The sequence below is a fragment of the Pseudoalteromonas sp. NZS100 genome (assembly GCF_015864815.1).
Classification (GTDB): Bacteria; Pseudomonadota; Gammaproteobacteria; order Enterobacterales; family Alteromonadaceae; genus Pseudoalteromonas; species Pseudoalteromonas distincta.
Map to the genome: position 1 here is coordinate 55890 of NZ_JADYWM010000007.1, position 16775 is coordinate 72664.

Consider the following 16775-nt stretch of genomic DNA (forward strand, 5'->3'; position numbering starts at 1 on the left):
AAATGTAAAAGCGGTGCTTTTAAACGCCAGCAAGCTGCGCGTCTACAGGTGCTTATACTCAAGTTAGAGTATGGTCTGTAGAAGGTGACTTGTTTACTAATGCATCCGACTGAATGTAAAAGCGGTGCTTTTAAACGCCAGCAAGCTGCGCGTCTACAGGTGCTTATACTCAAGTTAGAAGTGTAATTTCTAACCTTTAAGACTTTTATTTTTTCTGTTTGTGATGGGTTTGCACGATGTAGGTGAGGTTTTATACCTCGCTTTTACTTTTAGTTCTTTATTATTTTAACTCGCAAGCTATCCTCTAGAAGCGCAGCGCCTCTAAACCTCTTTGTGAATAACAGCCCTTAAAAATATGAATGCACAAAGAGAAGAAAAAGAGGAGTAAATGAGAAGACAAAGTCCATTTGTTTAAGTTATATGATATTTCACCACCGAGGTGCTGTGCGCTACACAGAGAAAACAAGAGTAATGGTTAGTCACTGCTCATTGTTTTCTCCTTCACTTTTCGGTGGTGATTAAGTTACTTGTTACTAATGCATCCGACTAAATGTAAAAGCGATGCTTTTAAACGCCAGCAAGCTGCGCGTCTACAGGTGTTTTCACTCACGTTAGAAGTGTAGTTTTTAACCTTTAAAACTATTATTTTTAACTGTCTGTGATGGGTTTTCACCAAATAGTTGCGTGTAATCTTTAGCAAATTGTCCCGCATGCCAAAATCCCCAATTGGCAGCTATTACTGAAATGGGCTTATCTTGGTTTGGTTTTTTTAGCTCCCGCCTTACATTATTTAAGCGGGTTAAACGTAAAAACCGCAAAGGGTTAATTCCTAAAATACTCTCAAAGCTATACTGAAGTGTGCGCCTACTTACAAAGGAAAGCTCGCACAGCTCAGTTATGGTTATTGGGTTTTGTGGATTTGTGGCCACGTAATCTTTTACCTTATCTACTACGGCTTTTCGGTGTTTATAACTTGGCGCAATATTTTGCTGCGGATTGTCTGCTTGTAATAAGTTTAGTGCCAACATGTTTAGCATATCTTGCTGTGATTCGGTTCTAAGTCCAAAGCCCTTGCCTATAACCATGCTATTAATTATTTGTCTTGCCGTTTGCAAAGATGAGTTGCTCACCGATAAGCGAGCTGATTGTGCAGATGCCAGGTTTTTCAATGTTACGCCTTGAAGCTGCGCCATATATTCAATTGAGTTCCAATCGATTACCAAACCATAAATATTAAATTGCTCAGGGGTTATCAACTCAAAGTCGTTATCACTTGTACGGCACATAAATTGATTACTTGCCACACTTAAACCATTAATTTTACTTTGCTGTGACTGACAAGGAATGCCAAGCCAAACCGAATTAGGGGCTATGTTACATTGCTGACGAAGCGCTCGCTCAGTGTATTCTTTAAACACATGAATATTGGCGTAATCCGTTTCTTCAATACAACCATAAAAGCTGCCGTCGCTCATTTGATCGTATTTTTGCTGCCATTGAGTAAGGCTATGCGCTTGCTCGTCTATATCGTGTGTTTGCACCTTGCTCTTTAGTGGTGCGTTAAAGCTACTTTGCTGCGCCATATCGGGGATGCTCTTTATCGTTACACTTTCATTATGCTTAAGTTAACACCGCTTTGCGTGTGTAACCAATTGAATTGGATTAATAAATAATCTTTTGCCGAAATTCGATAGTTACTTGGTACAAAATAAGCTGTCTTGTAACTATTCAATATTGATTTATAGCTAAAGATGCAGCAAAACCTATACCAAGGTTGATCATATTAGTTATGTGGAGTAAATCATGGGGCAAGCGTACGGTTACACTTTAGGTACACATACTTATAAATTCAAGAACTTAGCCCAATTAATGGCTAAAGCTACACCGCAGCGTTCGGGTGATCGCTTAGCGGGCGTAATTGCACAATCAGCACAAGAACGTGCTGTGGCACAAATGACATTGGCCGATGTACCTCTTAAAACATTTTTAAATGAGGTACTTATTCCCTACGAAGATGACGAAATTACACGCTTAATTATTGACGAGCACGATGCAAATGCCTTTATGGCTATTGCACATTTAACCGTAGGCGATTTTCGTAATTGGCTTTTAAGTGACTTTGCAACACCTGCTGTACTTGCAAGTATAAGGCAAGGTATTACGCCGGAAATGGCTGCTGCAGTTAGCAAAATAATGCGCAATCAAGATCTCATATTAATTGCTAAAAAGTGCCATGTTACGAGTGCTTTTAGAAATACTATTGGCCTCCCCGGGCATTTATCTACACGTTTACAACCAAATCACCCAACTGACGATATTAATGGTATTGCTGCGTGCATGCTTGATGGTTTGCTATACGGTAATGGCGATGCAGTAATAGGTATAAACCCAGCAACCGATAACGTTGCCCAAGCCATTAAATTAATGACGTTAATGGATGATGTTATTCAAAAGTACGCCATACCAACCCAAAGTTGCGTACTCACCCATGTTACTAACACCATTGAATGTATAGAAGCTGGCGCACCAGTTGATTTAGTATTTCAGTCGATTGGTGGCACAGAGGCTACTAATTCAAGTTTTGGTTTTAATTTAAATACCTTGGCTGAAGCGCAAGATGCCGCTTTGAGTTTAAAGCGTGGCACTGTTGGCAATAATGTAATGTATTTTGAAACTGGGCAAGGCAGTTCGCTTTCAGCAAATGCGCATCATGAGCTTGATCAGCAAACGTGTGAAGCTCGCGCTTATGCCGTTGCTCGTAAGTTTAACCCGTTACTGGTAAATACCGTGGTGGGGTTTATTGGCCCTGAATATTTGTTTGATGGTAAAGAAATTACCCGAGCAGGACTTGAGGATCACTTTTGCGCTAAGTTACTAGGCATACCGATGGGATGTGATGTGTGTTACACCAATCATGCAGAGGCTGATCAAAACGATATGGATAACTTGCTTACGCTATTAGGTGTTGCTGGTTGCTCGTTTGTAATGGGAATACCTGGCTCTGACGATATTATGCTTAATTACCAAACTACGTCTTTTCATGATGCATTATATGTTCGCCGTGTACTTGGCTCTAGACCTGCCCCCGAGTTTGAAGCATGGCTAAGCAAAATGAAAATAATGCAGAGCACTACCGATATTACACTTTCAGATACCTTGCCTCCCGCTTTTGCTAAACCTCTGGGTGCAATTACTGGAGGTGACTCATGAAATCACGTTCAAAACAGAGCACTCCTTTAGATGACTCAGTAAACGAGCATAAAAATAACGGTAATGTAGTGCATAACCCTTGGAGTGATTTACGCCGTTTTACCGACGCGCGTATTGGTCTTGGGCGTGCGGGTATAAGTTTGCCAACCTCAGAAATGCTGGCTTTTCAGCTATCTCACGCACAAGCGCGCGATGCGGTGAGTTTTCCGCTTGATATTAACGAAATGACTGAGCAACTAGGCAGTATTAACGCGTTAAAAGAAGTTGCCCCTCCCCTGCATTTACACAGCCAAGCTGTTGACAGGGTTACTTACCTTCAGCGACCCGATTTAGGCCGCAAGCTTGATGAAAATGGTAGGCAAATACTTCTCAGCTATATGAATAAACAAAAGCACACTACGCAGGCTAAATACGATTTAGCGATTGTAGTGGTTGATGGACTCTCCTCGTTGGCGGTACAAAAAAATGCATGCCCATTTATAACAGAGCTATTAGCGCACCTTACAACAGACAAGCCATTTAAAATTGCCCCCATTACTTTGGTTGAACAAGGTCGAGTAGCAATTGGCGACGATATAGGTGAGTTGCTAAATGCGCAGGTGGTTATGGTGTTAATAGGAGAGCGCCCAGGACTTAGTTCGCCAGATAGCCTTGGCTTGTATTTAACATGGGAGCCTAAAACAGGACTTAACGATGCATGTCGTAATTGCATATCGAATATTCGCCCAGCAGGCCTACCTTATACAGAAGCGGCTAGGCGTGCGCTGTACTTATTACGTGAAGCTAAAAAACTAAAACTAACTGGGGTTAATTTAAAAGACCGTACACAAGACGATGTAATTGAGCATCAGGTTTCAACCACTAACTTTTTAATTGCTGAGTAATTTTAATTAGAAACACGTGAAATAAAACAATAAAAACTAAACATCAACGGAGAAGGGTTATGTCTACTAATAATACAGAGTACCTTGCTAAAAGGCAGTTAAAACGAGGTACTGCGGGGTGGTTATTACTCGCAGGTTTGGGTGTGTCGTATGTAATATCGGGTGACTTTGCAGGTTGGAACTTTGGTATTGCCGAAGCGGGTTGGGGTGGCTTTGCCATTGCTGCAGTGTTAATGGCAGTTATGTATTTAGCGCTGGTATTGTCGCTTGCTGAAATGTCAGCTGCAATACCTGCAGCAGGCGGTGGTTATAGTTTTGCGCGCCAAGCTATGGGGCCTGCGGGAGGCTATTTAACCGGGCTTGCGGTATTAATTGAATACGCCTTAGCACCCGCTGCTATTGTTATTTTTATAGGCTCTGCAGTTGAAGCCCTCACCGGATTTAATGGACCATGGGTATATGCATTATTTTACTTACTATTTGTGGGAATTCATTTAGCAGGCGTAGGAGAAGCACTTAAAGTAATGATGGTAATAAGTGGTTTAGCAGTATTAGCTATTATTGCAACGGCTTTTGTTTTAATTACAAATTTTGATGCATCACGCTTATTTGACGTCCCCGTAACCGATGCAGTGGGAGCCAGTGAGTTTTTACCTTTAGGTTGGTACGGGGTTTGGGCTGCATTACCGTTTGCCATGTGGTTATTTTTAGCGGTGGAAGGTGTACCGCTTGCTGCAGAAGAGGCAAAAGATCCCGCTAAAGATGTGCCAAAAGGCATTATTGGTGCAATGATCTTTTTGTTATTTACTGCTTTTTTAGTTGTTGTTTTAGTGCCTGGCGCTGGCGGTGCTGCTGCAATGGGCGCAAGTGCTGTACCTTTGGTTGATGCATTAAATGCATCGGGTAGTGAGGGCTTAGCAACTGTAGTAAATATATTAGGGCTTGCGGGTTTAGTTGCTTCGTTTTTCTCTATTATTTATGGTTATAGTCGCTTAGTGTTTGCTTTATCTAGAGCCGGATATTTATCGCGTTCGTTGTCGATTACGACTAATCGCAAAGTGCCAGCACGTGCGTTGATTGTACCTGCCGTATTTGGTTTTTTAGTATCACTTAGTGGCGAGGGTGATTTAATACTTGCAATGGCTGTAGTAGGTGCAACGGTATCGTATGCATTAATGGCGCTGAGCCATATTTTACTACGCGTTAAACAACCTGATTTACCTCGCCCGTATAAAACCCCTGGTGGTGTAGTAACTTCAAGTATTGCTTTAGTGCTTTCGCTTATAGCATTAACCGGTGTGTATGCGTTCGACCCTCGTGCATTTTTATACACTATGATGCTGTTTATTGTGGGCGCCGTATATTACTTTGGCTACAGCTCAAAACACTTAGTTGCTAAAAGCGCTGATGAAGAGTTTGCAATGTTGGCAGATGCAGAATCTGATTTAGAAATGGCTAAGTAAATATTAATAGTTATTATAAGTGAGGCTAGCCCTCACTTATATTTTTATACAAGCAATAAGGTGTAAAAATAGTGCATGCATGTAAACATCAAGCCCCTTCTCTACTTTATTAATACCATTTAAAGCTAAAACTTTATGCTGCCGCGTAGCGCTTTGTTTTGCCCATGCTTGGTTTTTTTGTCCATGCGCTTTCGCTGTGAATTACGGCTGGGCTTGGTGGCTCGACGCGCTTTATTAACTACCGTAGCACTAAGAATTAAATCCTTTAAACGCTTAAGGGCATCTTCTCGATTTAGCTCTTGGGTACGGTGGCTTTGCGCTTTAATGATTAATACGCCGTCTTTGGTAATTCTTGTATCATTTAAGGCAAGTAAGCGTTCTTTGTAGAAGTCAGGTAATTTAGAGCGGTTAATGTCAAAACGTAAATGAATTGCACTTGCTACTTTATTAACATTTTGACCACCGGCACCTTGCGAACGAATAGCTGTGAGCTCTAGTTCCCATTCATCGATAGTGACAGTATTTGAAATTGTTAACATTGTGTTCAGCTCTATTTGTCAAAAATACATTATATCATCAGTACATTAGCTTGTGGTGAATCAACTAAATTCTTAGAACTTAAATAAATTCTCATAAATTGTACTATAAATCAGCCAATATTTTATTTTGTGTTGGCAAGTGTTGCTTATTAGTTTCTAATTGGCACTACTTTAATACTAGGAAATGCTCAATGAAAAAAATACTTGTATCACTTAGCTTATTAGCGATGAGTTTCTCAAGCCTTGCAGAGGATATTAACGAAGGTCAACTTCAAAGCTATATGAAAGCACTGCCAGCTGTGACTAGCTGGGCAAGCAGCCAAGAGTCGTTAAAAGACTTAGATTTAGCAAGTATGCTAGGTGGTTCTGCAGATCAAAGTGTTGGCGAACAAAGCTCTTTAGCTAACAGTGCATTAAGCATGATTAAAGAACAAGACCTATACAAAAGCTTTGCGAGTGTGACAAACCGTTACGGTTTTACACCAGAGCAGCTAGTAACTGTAGGTTCTGAAGTATCAATGGCTTATATCGAAAATCTTAAGTCGGGCCTTTCTGCTGATAATCAAGAAACTGCTAATAAAGTAATGGGCGGTTTTCAAAGTATGAAAAGTGCTAAAGATAAAGGCGCTAGCTCATTAATGGGTTCGTTTGGTAAGTCATCAAGCGCTGCTGAGGAGTCTACAGAATCTTTAGTAAGCGAAAACAACCTTGAACTTGTGAGCGAATATATGCCACAACTACAAAAGCTTTTTGCACTTTTATAAGTTTTATTGCTTTAAAAAAAAGCGGGCTTATCTAGCCGTGAAATTAAAACGCATAAAAAACGGGGGAGTATTCAATACTCCCCCGTTTTTATTTAGCGTACAGATTATTTAAGATCGAACCTGTCTGCGTTCATTACTTTTACCCATGCATTTACAAAGTCATGTACAAAACGTTCTTTATTATCGTCTTGTGCATAAAACTCACTTAGGGCACGCAAAATAGAGTTTGAACCAAACACTAAATCTACGCGTGTGGCAGTCCATTTAATGGTGCCTGTTTTGCGTTCAACAATATTGTAAAGACCTGGCTCTAGTGGCTTCCAGTTGTTGGCCATGTCGGTTAGGTTTACAAAAAAGTCGGTAGATAGCGTGCCTACATTATCGGTAAATACACCATGTTTAGTGCCTGCGTAGTTTGTGCCTAGTACACGCATGCCGCCCATAAGTGCAGTCATTTCTGGTGCTGTTAAGCCCATTAATTGGCTGCGCTCTAGTAATAACTCTTCGGCTGATACTGCGTAATCTTTTTTCAGCCAGTTTCTAAAGCCATCGTGAATTGGTTCTAGTACATCAAACGATTCTGCATCAGTCATTTCGTCTGTTGCGTCTCCTCGTCCTGGTGCAAATGGTACTGTTACATCAACACCGGCTTGTTTTGCCGCTTGTTCAACAGCCGCTGTACCACCTAAAACGATTAAATCGGCCATGCTTACAGGCTTAGATAAACCCGCTTGTACTTTTTCAAGGGCACTAAGCACACTTGCTAAGCGCTCTGGCTCATTACCTTGCCAATCTTTTTGTGGTGCTAGACGAATACGTGCGCCATTTGCGCCACCGCGTTTATCAGAACCACGATACGTACGCGCACTATCCCACGCTGTATTTATTAAATCACTCGCGCTTACACCGCAATCAAGTAGCTGTGCTTTTAAGCTTGTGATTTCATCGTCTGATAATGTGTAATCAACTGCTGGAATTGGATCTTGCCAAATTAGGTCTTCGCTTGGTACATCTTTACCTAAGTAACATGCTTTAGGACCTAAATCGCGGTGAGTTAGCTTAAACCATGCGCGTGCAAATACATCAGAGAAGTATTCAAAGTCGTTATAAAAACGCTCAATAATTTTACGGTACGCAGGGTCCACTTTCATGGCCATATCGGCATCGGTCATCATTGGGTTTAAACGAATTGATGAATCTTCTACATCTACTGGTTTGTCTTCTTCTTTAATATTTACAGGTTCCCACTGATGAGCGCCAGCTGGGCTTTTTGTTAATTCCCATTCGTAATTTAAAAGTAAATGGCAGTATCCGTTATCCCAAGTTGTTGGGTGTGTGGTCCATGCGCCTTCAAGGCCTGAAGTTACAGTATGACGACCAAAGCCGCCTTCTTTGGTGCTGTTCCAACCTAAACCTTGCTCGTGTACGTCTGCTGCTTCTGGCTCTGGGCCTAAATGCTCTGCTTTACCATTACCGTGAGTTTTACCCACTGTATGGCCGCCCACTGTTAATGCTGCTGTTTCTTCGTCATCCATTGCCATGCGTGCAAATGTTTCACGTACATGAGCCGCTGTTTTAAGAGGATCTGGTATACCATTAACACCTTCAGGATTAACGTAAATTAGGCCCATTTGTACTGCGGCTAATGGATTTTCCATTGTGTCTGGTTTTTCTACATTGTCGTAGCGTTCATCACTAGGCGCTAACCATTCTTTTTCAGCTCCCCAGTAAATATCTTTTTCTGGATGCCAAATGTCTTCACGGCCGCCCGCAAAGCCATAAATTTTTAGACCCATTGATTCGTATGCCATGTTACCTGCAAGAATAAATAAATCGGCCCATGAAAGTTTGTTACCGTATTTTTTCTTAAGTGGCCATAAAAGTCTGCGTGCTTTATCTAAGCTTGCGTTATCTGGCCATGAATTTAAAGGCGAGAAACGTTGGTTACCGGTACTTGCGCCACCGCGACCATCAGATAAACGGTACGTACCCGCTGAGTGCCATGCCATACGAATCATTAAACCACCGTAATGGCCCCAATCGGCAGGCCACCAATCTTGGCTGTCGGTCATAAAGGTTTTTAAGTCGGCTTTAACTTCGTCTAAATCTAGAGATTCAAATGCTTCTGCGTAGTTAAAATTAGTACCGTATGGATTTGATTTAGTATCGTGTTGATGAAGAATGTCTAAGTTGAGTGTGTTTGGCCACCAATCGGTGTTTACTTTAGAAACAACTGAATTACTACCGTGCATAACAGGGCATTTACCCGCTGTTGGCTTGCTCATTGTGAAATCCTTAAAATAGAAAAGTAAAATACTTAATCAATCAGTATTATTGCTTATGTGTTTATAACTCTTTAAAAAGTAACGGTTATTTTTATTTAATAGGCTTACTTTTTACTCAGCGTGCCTACCTAAGTGCTTACGTATCCTTAATATAGGCGTATAAATTATGCTACGCCAGCCTCAACATACTATTTAAAACGATTGCTCCAATTTATATTTTTGATTGCCCTTACGTTAATGATGTACTTAACAATAGGCTTAAAGTCGCGTTTAAAATAATAGTAAAAAAGTCAGATGGCGCTCATATAAAGTATTACGCAAAATAAAATACAAAATCGGTGAATTAACCTTAATCTTTTTACTAGACCTGTGATCGAATTGAAAAATTTCGGCGTAATGGTATGTGAAGGGTTTGAAAGTGGCTTTAGTTTACTAAAGCGCACATTGGAATACCCCCCTTCACCATGAAATTGTAGTTAGATAGTTATAATGATAAAGGTGCATTACTTAAGCCCAATGCACCTTTACTTTATAAACCGAATACTTTGAGTATTCTTATATTTTTAACTAGTTGAATTGAATTAAGTATTTGTTCATAAAGATTCAGTTAGTATGAAGTTGTTCTCCTGTGAATCCCTACGACATATTGTTGTTTTAAGCAGTTTTTGCCAGCTCACCTTGAGCTGGTTTTTTTTTGCCTATTTTTACTCAAATTACCTGAGCATGGGTAATATGCTCACGCTTTACCCTATTATTGCTAAGCTCACTAGGCTAAATAAATTTTACAACTATTGCTCCTACCTAAATTAGGTCAATTTTAATCCACAAAGAACAACACGCCCTAGTGCCATTAAGCCCTGCATGTTAAAGTTATTACAGTAATTAATTTAATTAGGCGTACCAATGCGTTATTACCTATCTGTACTTTTTGTTTGTTTAACTTTGTTTTCAGGCATAGTGAACTCTGCTGAAAAGCAACCAGCTTCACCTACAGCACAACAAGAGCAACAAGCTCTTCAACAACTCAAAGAGCCTATGTATAAGCCGCTAATGGAGCGTTACATATTAGATGAGCTAAAAGCAGTTAGGCAAGATCAGCAAAAGCTTCGTGAAGATGTAACTAAGCAGGTTACTCATGCGCAGCTTGATACTGCCGATCGCGCATTAACGTACACTACCGATACCATTAATAATGTGTTTTTTATAATTACCGCTACGGCGTCGATTTTAGTTTTAGTGGGTTGGAACTCGTTGCGCGATGTTAAAAATAAAGTAGAAGATATTGTAAATACGCGTGTGAGTGTAATTACAGACGAGTATGAAGACCGATTAAAAATTCTTGAAGAAAAACTACGCGTTCGCTCAGAAGAAATACTCAGCAACCAAGAGCGCATATCGGTGACTAACGAAGTTCATTCGTTGTGGATGCGCGCAAACCTAGAAAGTGATTTTGCAAATAAAATTGAAATTTTTGATGAAATACTTAATCGCAAACCTGAAGATGTTGAAGCCATTGCTTATAAAGCCGATGCATTACTAGAAATAAACGAAACAGCACAAGCCATTGAGCTGTGTAACCAAGCCATTGATATAGATAGTGACTATGGTTATGCCTATTGGCAACGAGCCTGTGCTTATGCACTAACGCACAAACATGCTGATGCATTAGCCGATATTAAAATGGCACTTGAATACTCTCCAAACTTACGTAATGAATTATTACACGAGAGCGCATTTGCAAGCCTGCATGACAACGACAGCTTTAATACGATAGTGGCTGGTGAAGTTGTTTAAGCACTCAGAATTTGGCCTGTATGATTAGGCGCAACACCATAAAAAAGGGCCTTGGCCCTTTTTTTGTTTTTAAAGGTAAAGTTTGTTGTGTAATTAAGTAATTAGAAGCTACGCTTCTCGCGCGAGCAAGCTTAGCGCCTACGTGGAAAACTTACACTCAGCAGTTTAATTTACCTGTAGACGCGCTGCTTGCAGGCGGTTAAAAACGTAGTTTTTAGGATGGGTGATTAATCTTCGCTTCTCACGCGAGCAAGCTTAGTGCCTACCTGAGAAACTTACACTCAGCAGTTTAATTTACCTGTAGACGCGCTGCTTGCGGGCCTTTAAAAACGTAGTTTTTAGGATGGGTGATTAAGTAATTAGAAGCTGCGCTTCTCGCGCGAGCAAGCTCTGCGCCTACGTGGAAAACTTACACTCAGCAGTTTAATTTACCTGTAGACGCGCTGCTTGCAGGCGTTTAAAAACGTAGTTTTTAGGATGGGTGATTAAGTAATTAGAAGCTGCGCTTCTCGCGCGAGCAAGCTTAGCGCCTACGTGGAAAACTTAACGCGGTGGCTAAAATTCACTTGTAGACGCGCTGCTTGCAGGCGTTTAAAAACGAAGTTTTTAGATGGTTGAATTAAATGCTACCCATTTTCTTCAAGCATAAAAAAAGCCGCATAAAATGCGGCTTTGGAGGTTAGTCTCACTTCACTTTGGGCGTGTCTCCAAAACTTAGTGAATACGTTACCAAGGAACTGTTATGTATTATTTAAGCTATTGACTCTAATGCAATTTTAACCATTTCGTTAAACGTGCTTTGACGCTCATCAGCAGGTGTTGCTTCACCGGTGATTACGTGGTCACTTACTGTAAATAATGCCATTGCGTTTGCGCCGTATTCAGCTGCAACGCCATATAAACCGGCTGTTTCCATATCTACTGCTAGCATGCCTAACTTGTCTAAGTCTTTATAGAACGAGTCGTCTGCTTGGTAGAAAGTGTCGGTTGTAAATACGTTACCTACTTTTGCTTCTATTCCTAGCTCTTTAGCGGCGTTTACACCGTTTAAAAGTAAGTCAAAGTTAGCAATAGCAGCAAAATCGTAGCCACGAACACGTGCACGGTTTACGTTTGAATCTGTGCTTGCACCTTGTGCAAAAATTACGTCACGAATTTTGATATCTGTGCCAATACCGCCACACGTACCAATACGTATAATATTTTTAACGCCAAAGCTTACAATTAGCTCACGTGCATAAATAGACATTGATGGAATGCCCATGCCTGAACCCATGATGCTTACTGGCTTACCTTTGTAAGTACCAGTGAAACCGTACATGTTACGAACACCTGTAACTTGTACTGCATCATCTAAAAAGTTTTCAGCAATATATTGCGCACGTAGCGGATCGCCTGGCATTAATACTGTTTCGGCGAAATCACCAACGTTTGCACTGATATGCGGAGTACTCATTAATTGTTTTCCTTTTTATTTGGCGTTGTTAGCTCATTTAAAAAGCTGTCGCCGTAATCAAGCGCAGATAAGTTAAACCACTGTGCCAGTGTTTGACCGATATCTGCAAAGCTGTTGCGTTCACCTAGTGGTGTGTTACTCATACCTGGTTTATATGCAATAACCGGTACGTATTCGCGAGTGTGCTCAGAACCTGGAAAGGTTGGGTCACAACCGTGATCTGCAGTGATCATTAATATGTCATCTGCGTTTAACTGTTTTAGTATAGTTGGTAAATAGTCATCAAATTCTTTTAATGCTTTTGCATAACCTACTGGGTTACGGCGATGACCAAATTTTTCATCAAAATCAACTAGGTTAGTAAAGATTAAGCTGTGTTCTGGTGCGCTTTTCATTACTTCGCTGGTTTTTTCTAGCAAGTTCATAAGCCCAGGTGCTTTATGCTTTTGGGTTATGCCCTGATGCGCGTAAATATCTGAAATTTTACCAATACTAATTACTTCGCCGCCGTCTTTTGCTAACACATCTAGCAATGTTGGCGCTGGCGGAAGCACTGAATAGTCGCGACGATTACCCGTTCGAGCAAAGTCTTGGCTATTTGAACCCAAAAATGGCCGCGCAATCACTCGTCCTATATTCATTTCATCAAGTAGCGCCCGTGCGATTTCGCAAACTTGATAAAGCTTCTCTAGGCCGAATGACTCTTCATGCGCGGCTATTTGAAACACGCTATCAGCTGAGGTGTAACAGATTGGTTTACCTGTTTTTACGTGCTCTTCACCTAGCTGTTCTAAAATGGTTGTTCCCGATGCATGGCAGTTGCCTAAAATGCCAGGAATACCAGTACGAGCTATAAACTCGTCTATAAATTCTTGTGGGAAACTTGGCTGTGTTTTTGGGAAATATCCCCAATCAAATAACACAGGTACTCCTGCCATTTCCCAATGACCTGATGGCGTGTCTTTTCCGCTAGATAATTCTTTAGCGTAACCCCATGCTCCTTGAGAAGCTTGGCGGTCTGAAATTAAACACGGTTCTCCACCGGCAGCTTCACATGCATCCACTAACCCAAGTTTTGATAGGTTAGGAAGCGATAATGCAGCGCCTGTTTCGTCGTAATATGCTTTTAGTAAGTGAGCGAATGTATTAGCCCCAAGATCGCCGAATTTATCTGCATCTGGTGCTGCACCGATTCCTAGGCTATCTGCCATTAAGATAATTGCTCTTGCCATTTTGACCTCACTTTGATTCTAGGTGGTTACTTTATCCGCTGATCGATTTTTCCGTACAGGACAAAAGTCCTGTTTCATAAAACCTAAACATTATAAATTTGCATTCTTAAGCGAAGCAAAAGAGATTAATCGTGTCTTTTTTGCTATTGTGATCTACCAACAATATATCCTTCTGTGTGGGTGAGAACTTTAGTGACACGAACTACTATTATAGCTATTGCAGGCGCGTCTGCGTCGGGCAAATCTCTTTTTAGCCAAACTATATACAATGAATTGGTTAATGAGCTTGAACCAGGCGCTATCGCCATTATTGAAGAAGATGCTTACTACAAGGATCAGTCGCATTTACCGATGGCGCATCGTACGCAAACGAATTACGACCATCCTGATGCATTTGAACATGCGTTAATGCTTGAGCATTTAACACAGCTTCGTAGTGGAAATTCAGTTGAAGTACCAACGTATGATTATGCACAGCATACACGTAGCGAGAAAACTCGCCGAGTGCCTGCTGCTAAAATACTCATTGTTGAAGGTATTTTATTATTGAGTGACAAAGCGCTTAATAAAGAATTTGATATTAAGGTGTTTATAGATACGCCTTTAGATATTTGCTTAATGCGTCGTATGCAACGTGATATGGAGCAACGAGGCAGAACATTACAATCTGTTGTTGAGCAGTATCAAGCAACTGTTAGACCGATGTTTTATCAATTTATTGAGCCTTCTAAGCATAACGCAGATTTAGTTGTGACTCGAGGCGGTATGAACCGCGTTGCGATTGATATAATAAAAAGTAAGATAAAATATTTACTACAAGAATAACAACGGGAAACATTTGTATGACAACATTTATGAGCTTAGTGGGCATGTGTGTGCTACTAAGCATTGCCTTTGCGGCATCAACTAATCGCAAGGCAATTAATTTAAGAACCGTTGGTATAGCATTTGCGATGCAAGTAGTTATTGGCGGTTTTGTCCTGTTTTTTGAAGCAGGAAAAAATGTGTTAACGAGCATGTCAGCAGCCGTATCGTCGGTTATTGGTTATGCAAACGACGGTATTGGGTTTTTGTTTGGCCCACTTGCCTCACAAGACACATTAGGTTTTATTTTTGCGATCCAAGTTTTGCCCGTTATCGTGTTTTTCTCAGCACTTGTTGCTGTGTTGTATCACCTTGGCATTATGGATTGGATAATTAGGATTTTAGGCGGCGGTTTACAAAAATTATTGAAAACCTCTCGCACAGAATCGCTTTCAGCAACGGCAAATATTTTTGTTGGCCAAACTGAAGCTCCGCTGATAGTTAAGCCATTTATAGCAACAATGACTAAATCGGAATTGTTTGCAGTGATGGTAGGTGGCTTAGCCACTGTGGCAGGCTCTGTAATGGCCGGTTACGTTATTATTGGCGTAGATCTTAAGTATTTAATAGCAGCGAGCTTTATGGCTGCTCCAGGTGGTTTTTTAATGGCCAAGATGATTGTGCCAGAAACTGAAACGCCTAAAGATAACTTAGCTGATTTAGATTTAGATGACGAAGATAAGCCTGTAAATGTAATTGATGCAGCTGCATCAGGTGCAGCAAACGGTATGCATTTAGCACTTAATGTAGGTGCAATGTTACTTGCTTTTGTAGCGCTAATTGCACTACTAAACGGTTTATTAGGTGGTATTGGCGGGTGGTTTGATTACCCAACATTAACGCTTCAAGAAATATTAGGTTATGTATTTGCTCCTGTTGCATGGTTACTAGGTGTGCCATGGGATGAAGCAATTATAGCCGGCAGCTTTATTGGTCAAAAGATAGTAGTGAACGAGTTTGTTGCTTACTTAGACTTTATAAATTATCGCGATACGTTAAGCGCGCACACACAAGCAATTGTTACTTTTGCTCTATGTGGCTTTGCTAACTTATCATCGATAGCCATTTTACTAGGTGGGTTAGGCGGTATGGCGCCTAGTCGGCGGAAGGATATCGCACGCTTAGGGCTCAGAGCAGTGTTAGCAGGATCTATGGCTAACCTTATGAGCGCAGCAATTGCTGGGTTTTTCCTCTCGCTAGCTTAGAAACTTATTGAGATGAACACCGGTGTTGCAAAACAAGAGGATAGCGCTTTAAGGGGTTAAAGCTCTATCTGACTTGAACGATACTTCACCAAGGGCCGCAAGGCCCTTTTATCGTTTTAGGCCTTCCAGATTTATACACTTCCAACCTTCAAGCTATTTAACCTTATTTATGGTTATATATAACTCAAATAAACCAATATCTTAGTAACAAATTCACATAAATATTTTTTGTGTTTTTCGTATTTTCAGCCACACTTATATTACTTAAGCTAACCGACTAACGATCCGCTATTGTGAAATATATTCTTTATTCTTTTTTTTTAATTTGTTCTGTGTATGTTCAAGCAAAAGAACCCATCCTTGTTGTTACAGAGTTAGCACCGCCAAACCAAGTGTTGATTGATGGTGAGGTAGCAGGTGAAGGTACTCAATTTATTAGAGATATATTTGCTGAGGCTGATCTAACACCTAACATTCAAATGTACCCTTGGGCACGTGCTTATAAAATTGCAGATGAGCTTAAAAATACCTTTATATACAGCCTTGCACGCACTGTAGAGCGAGAAGACAAATTTTATTGGATAGGACCTGTCGGACGTTTTGAACTAGGCTTTATTGGCCTATCAGAGCGAGATGATCTTATTATAAACACTACTGAACAAGCCAAAGTGTACAAAATTGCTATGCAGCGTAATGACTTTTCAACACAAACCCTCGCAAAACTGGGGTTTGAAGTTGTTTTAACCTCTGATATTCAAAAGTCATACTCTTTACTACTCGCTAAAAAAGTAGATTTAATTGTAGATGATCCTTTATATATGAAGCAGATGAGCGACTACCTAAAGCTCAAACCGGCACACTTAAAGTTTATTTATAAAATAGATGAGCTAACAATTGATGCTTATTTAGCTGCGAATAAAAAAACAGATATGCATTTAATAGAAGCACTGCAAGCTGCTTTTTTAAAAATAAAGCAAAAAAAAGGGCTCCCTTATGAAAGATAAATCATTGAAGGTAAGTATGCTTATGGGCGACAAAATCATCTTTCATTTTTAACTTTTTATATTCTTTGTTAAATC

General features: G+C 40.5%; 13 protein-coding genes. 8 read left to right on the forward strand and 5 right to left on the reverse strand.

All coding sequences use genetic code 11. From position 1 onward, the window contains the following. Window positions 1–626: 626 nt before the first annotated feature. Window positions 627–1583 carry a helix-turn-helix domain-containing protein gene (locus I6E69_RS09160; RefSeq protein WP_197121099.1) on the reverse strand — a complete coding sequence of 319 codons (957 nt, stop codon included), beginning with the start codon at window positions 1581–1583 and terminating at the stop codon, window positions 627–629. A 220-nt stretch (window positions 1584–1803) separates the two neighbouring features. On the opposite strand from I6E69_RS09160, the gene I6E69_RS09165 reads away from it, so the two are divergent. The 3 genes from I6E69_RS09165 to eat are packed head-to-tail and all read left to right on the forward strand — an operon-like array spanning window position 1804 to window position 5557. Beyond that, entirely contained in the window at window positions 1804–3210 is a 1407-nt protein-coding gene (locus I6E69_RS09165) for an ethanolamine ammonia-lyase subunit EutB (protein ID WP_197121100.1), read from the forward strand. Beyond that, entirely contained in the window at window positions 3207–4094 is an 888-nt protein-coding gene (gene eutC, locus I6E69_RS09170) for an ethanolamine ammonia-lyase subunit EutC (protein WP_197121101.1), read from the forward strand. The genes I6E69_RS09165 and eutC overlap by 4 nt, the downstream gene beginning before the upstream one ends. Before the next feature lie 59 nt (window positions 4095–4153). Beyond that, complete coding sequence (gene eat, locus I6E69_RS09175) at window positions 4154–5557, forward strand: ethanolamine permease (RefSeq protein WP_182736600.1); 1404 nt, start codon at window positions 4154–4156, stop codon at window positions 5555–5557. Between the two features lie 125 nt (window positions 5558–5682). Here the strand turns inward: eat and arfB are convergent, their stop codons facing one another. Further along, window positions 5683–6096 carry an alternative ribosome rescue aminoacyl-tRNA hydrolase ArfB gene (gene arfB, locus I6E69_RS09180; RefSeq protein ID WP_002959105.1) on the reverse strand — a complete coding sequence of 138 codons (414 nt, stop codon included), beginning with the start codon at window positions 6094–6096 and terminating at the stop codon, window positions 5683–5685. Window positions 6097–6287: 191 nt separating this feature from the next. On the opposite strand from arfB, the gene I6E69_RS09185 reads away from it, so the two are divergent. Next, window positions 6288–6860, forward strand: a complete 573-nt coding sequence (locus I6E69_RS09185) for a hypothetical protein (protein WP_002959106.1) — start codon at window positions 6288–6290, stop codon at window positions 6858–6860. A gap of 104 nt (window positions 6861–6964) precedes the next feature. Here I6E69_RS09185 and katG read toward each other — a convergent pair whose 3' ends face one another. Next, window positions 6965–9145 carry a catalase/peroxidase HPI gene (gene katG / locus I6E69_RS09190; RefSeq protein WP_197121102.1) on the reverse strand — a complete coding sequence of 727 codons (2181 nt, stop codon included), beginning with the start codon at window positions 9143–9145 and terminating at the stop codon, window positions 6965–6967. Between the two features lie 903 nt (window positions 9146–10048). Here katG and I6E69_RS09195 point away from each other — a divergent pair. Beyond that, on the forward strand, window positions 10049–10939 hold the full coding sequence (locus I6E69_RS09195; RefSeq protein WP_002959108.1) for a tetratricopeptide repeat protein: 891 nt from the start codon (window positions 10049–10051) through the stop codon (window positions 10937–10939). A 751-nt stretch (window positions 10940–11690) separates the two neighbouring features. On the opposite strand, the gene deoD is transcribed toward I6E69_RS09195, so the two are convergent. Beyond that, the gene (deoD, locus tag I6E69_RS09200) at window positions 11691–12395 is read right to left on the reverse strand and encodes a purine-nucleoside phosphorylase (protein ID WP_024596283.1); all 705 of its coding nucleotides are present in this window, start codon (window positions 12393–12395) and stop codon (window positions 11691–11693) included. Then, window positions 12395–13627 (reverse strand): phosphopentomutase, encoded by a 1233-nt coding sequence (locus tag I6E69_RS09205; protein ID WP_149592761.1) that lies wholly within the window; start codon window positions 13625–13627, stop codon window positions 12395–12397. The genes deoD and I6E69_RS09205 overlap by 1 nt, the downstream gene beginning before the upstream one ends. A gap of 192 nt (window positions 13628–13819) precedes the next feature. Here I6E69_RS09205 and udk point away from each other — a divergent pair, with 192 nt between their 5' ends. The 3 genes from udk to I6E69_RS09220 all read left to right on the forward strand — a co-directional run bounded on the left by udk (window position 13820) and on the right by I6E69_RS09220 (window position 16700). Next, window positions 13820–14452, forward strand: a complete 633-nt coding sequence (gene udk, locus I6E69_RS09210; protein ID WP_024596281.1) for a uridine kinase — start codon at window positions 13820–13822, stop codon at window positions 14450–14452. Window positions 14453–14469: 17 nt separating this feature from the next. Beyond that, window positions 14470–15696 (forward strand): NupC/NupG family nucleoside CNT transporter, encoded by a 1227-nt coding sequence (locus I6E69_RS09215; RefSeq protein ID WP_039488805.1) that lies wholly within the window; start codon window positions 14470–14472, stop codon window positions 15694–15696. Between the two features lie 293 nt (window positions 15697–15989). Then, window positions 15990–16700, forward strand: a complete 711-nt coding sequence (locus tag I6E69_RS09220; RefSeq protein ID WP_197121103.1) for a transporter substrate-binding domain-containing protein — start codon at window positions 15990–15992, stop codon at window positions 16698–16700. The last annotated feature ends 75 nt before the right edge of the window (window positions 16701–16775 follow it).

Excerpts from the sequence above, each read along its gene's own strand:
- I6E69_RS09185 (WP_002959106.1), top strand. The coding sequence starts at position 6,288 with ATGAAAAAAATACTTGTATCACTTAGCTTATTAGCGATGAGTTTCTCA.
- I6E69_RS09205 (WP_149592761.1), bottom strand. The coding sequence starts at position 13,627 with ATGGCAAGAGCAATTATCTTAATGGCAGATAGCCTAGGAATCGGTGCA.
- eutC (WP_197121101.1), top strand. The coding sequence starts at position 3,207 with ATGAAATCACGTTCAAAACAGAGCACTCCTTTAGATGACTCAGTAAAC.
- I6E69_RS09165 (WP_197121100.1), top strand. The coding sequence starts at position 1,804 with ATGGGGCAAGCGTACGGTTACACTTTAGGTACACATACTTATAAATTC.
- I6E69_RS09215 (WP_039488805.1), top strand. The coding sequence starts at position 14,470 with ATGACAACATTTATGAGCTTAGTGGGCATGTGTGTGCTACTAAGCATT.
- katG (WP_197121102.1), bottom strand. The coding sequence starts at position 9,145 with ATGAGCAAGCCAACAGCGGGTAAATGCCCTGTTATGCACGGTAGTAAT.
- eat (WP_182736600.1), top strand. The coding sequence starts at position 4,154 with ATGTCTACTAATAATACAGAGTACCTTGCTAAAAGGCAGTTAAAACGA.
- arfB (WP_002959105.1), bottom strand. The coding sequence starts at position 6,096 with ATGTTAACAATTTCAAATACTGTCACTATCGATGAATGGGAACTAGAG.
- deoD (WP_024596283.1), bottom strand. The coding sequence starts at position 12,395 with ATGAGTACTCCGCATATCAGTGCAAACGTTGGTGATTTCGCCGAAACA.
- I6E69_RS09195 (WP_002959108.1), top strand. The coding sequence starts at position 10,049 with ATGCGTTATTACCTATCTGTACTTTTTGTTTGTTTAACTTTGTTTTCA.
- I6E69_RS09160 (WP_197121099.1), bottom strand. The coding sequence starts at position 1,583 with ATGGCGCAGCAAAGTAGCTTTAACGCACCACTAAAGAGCAAGGTGCAA.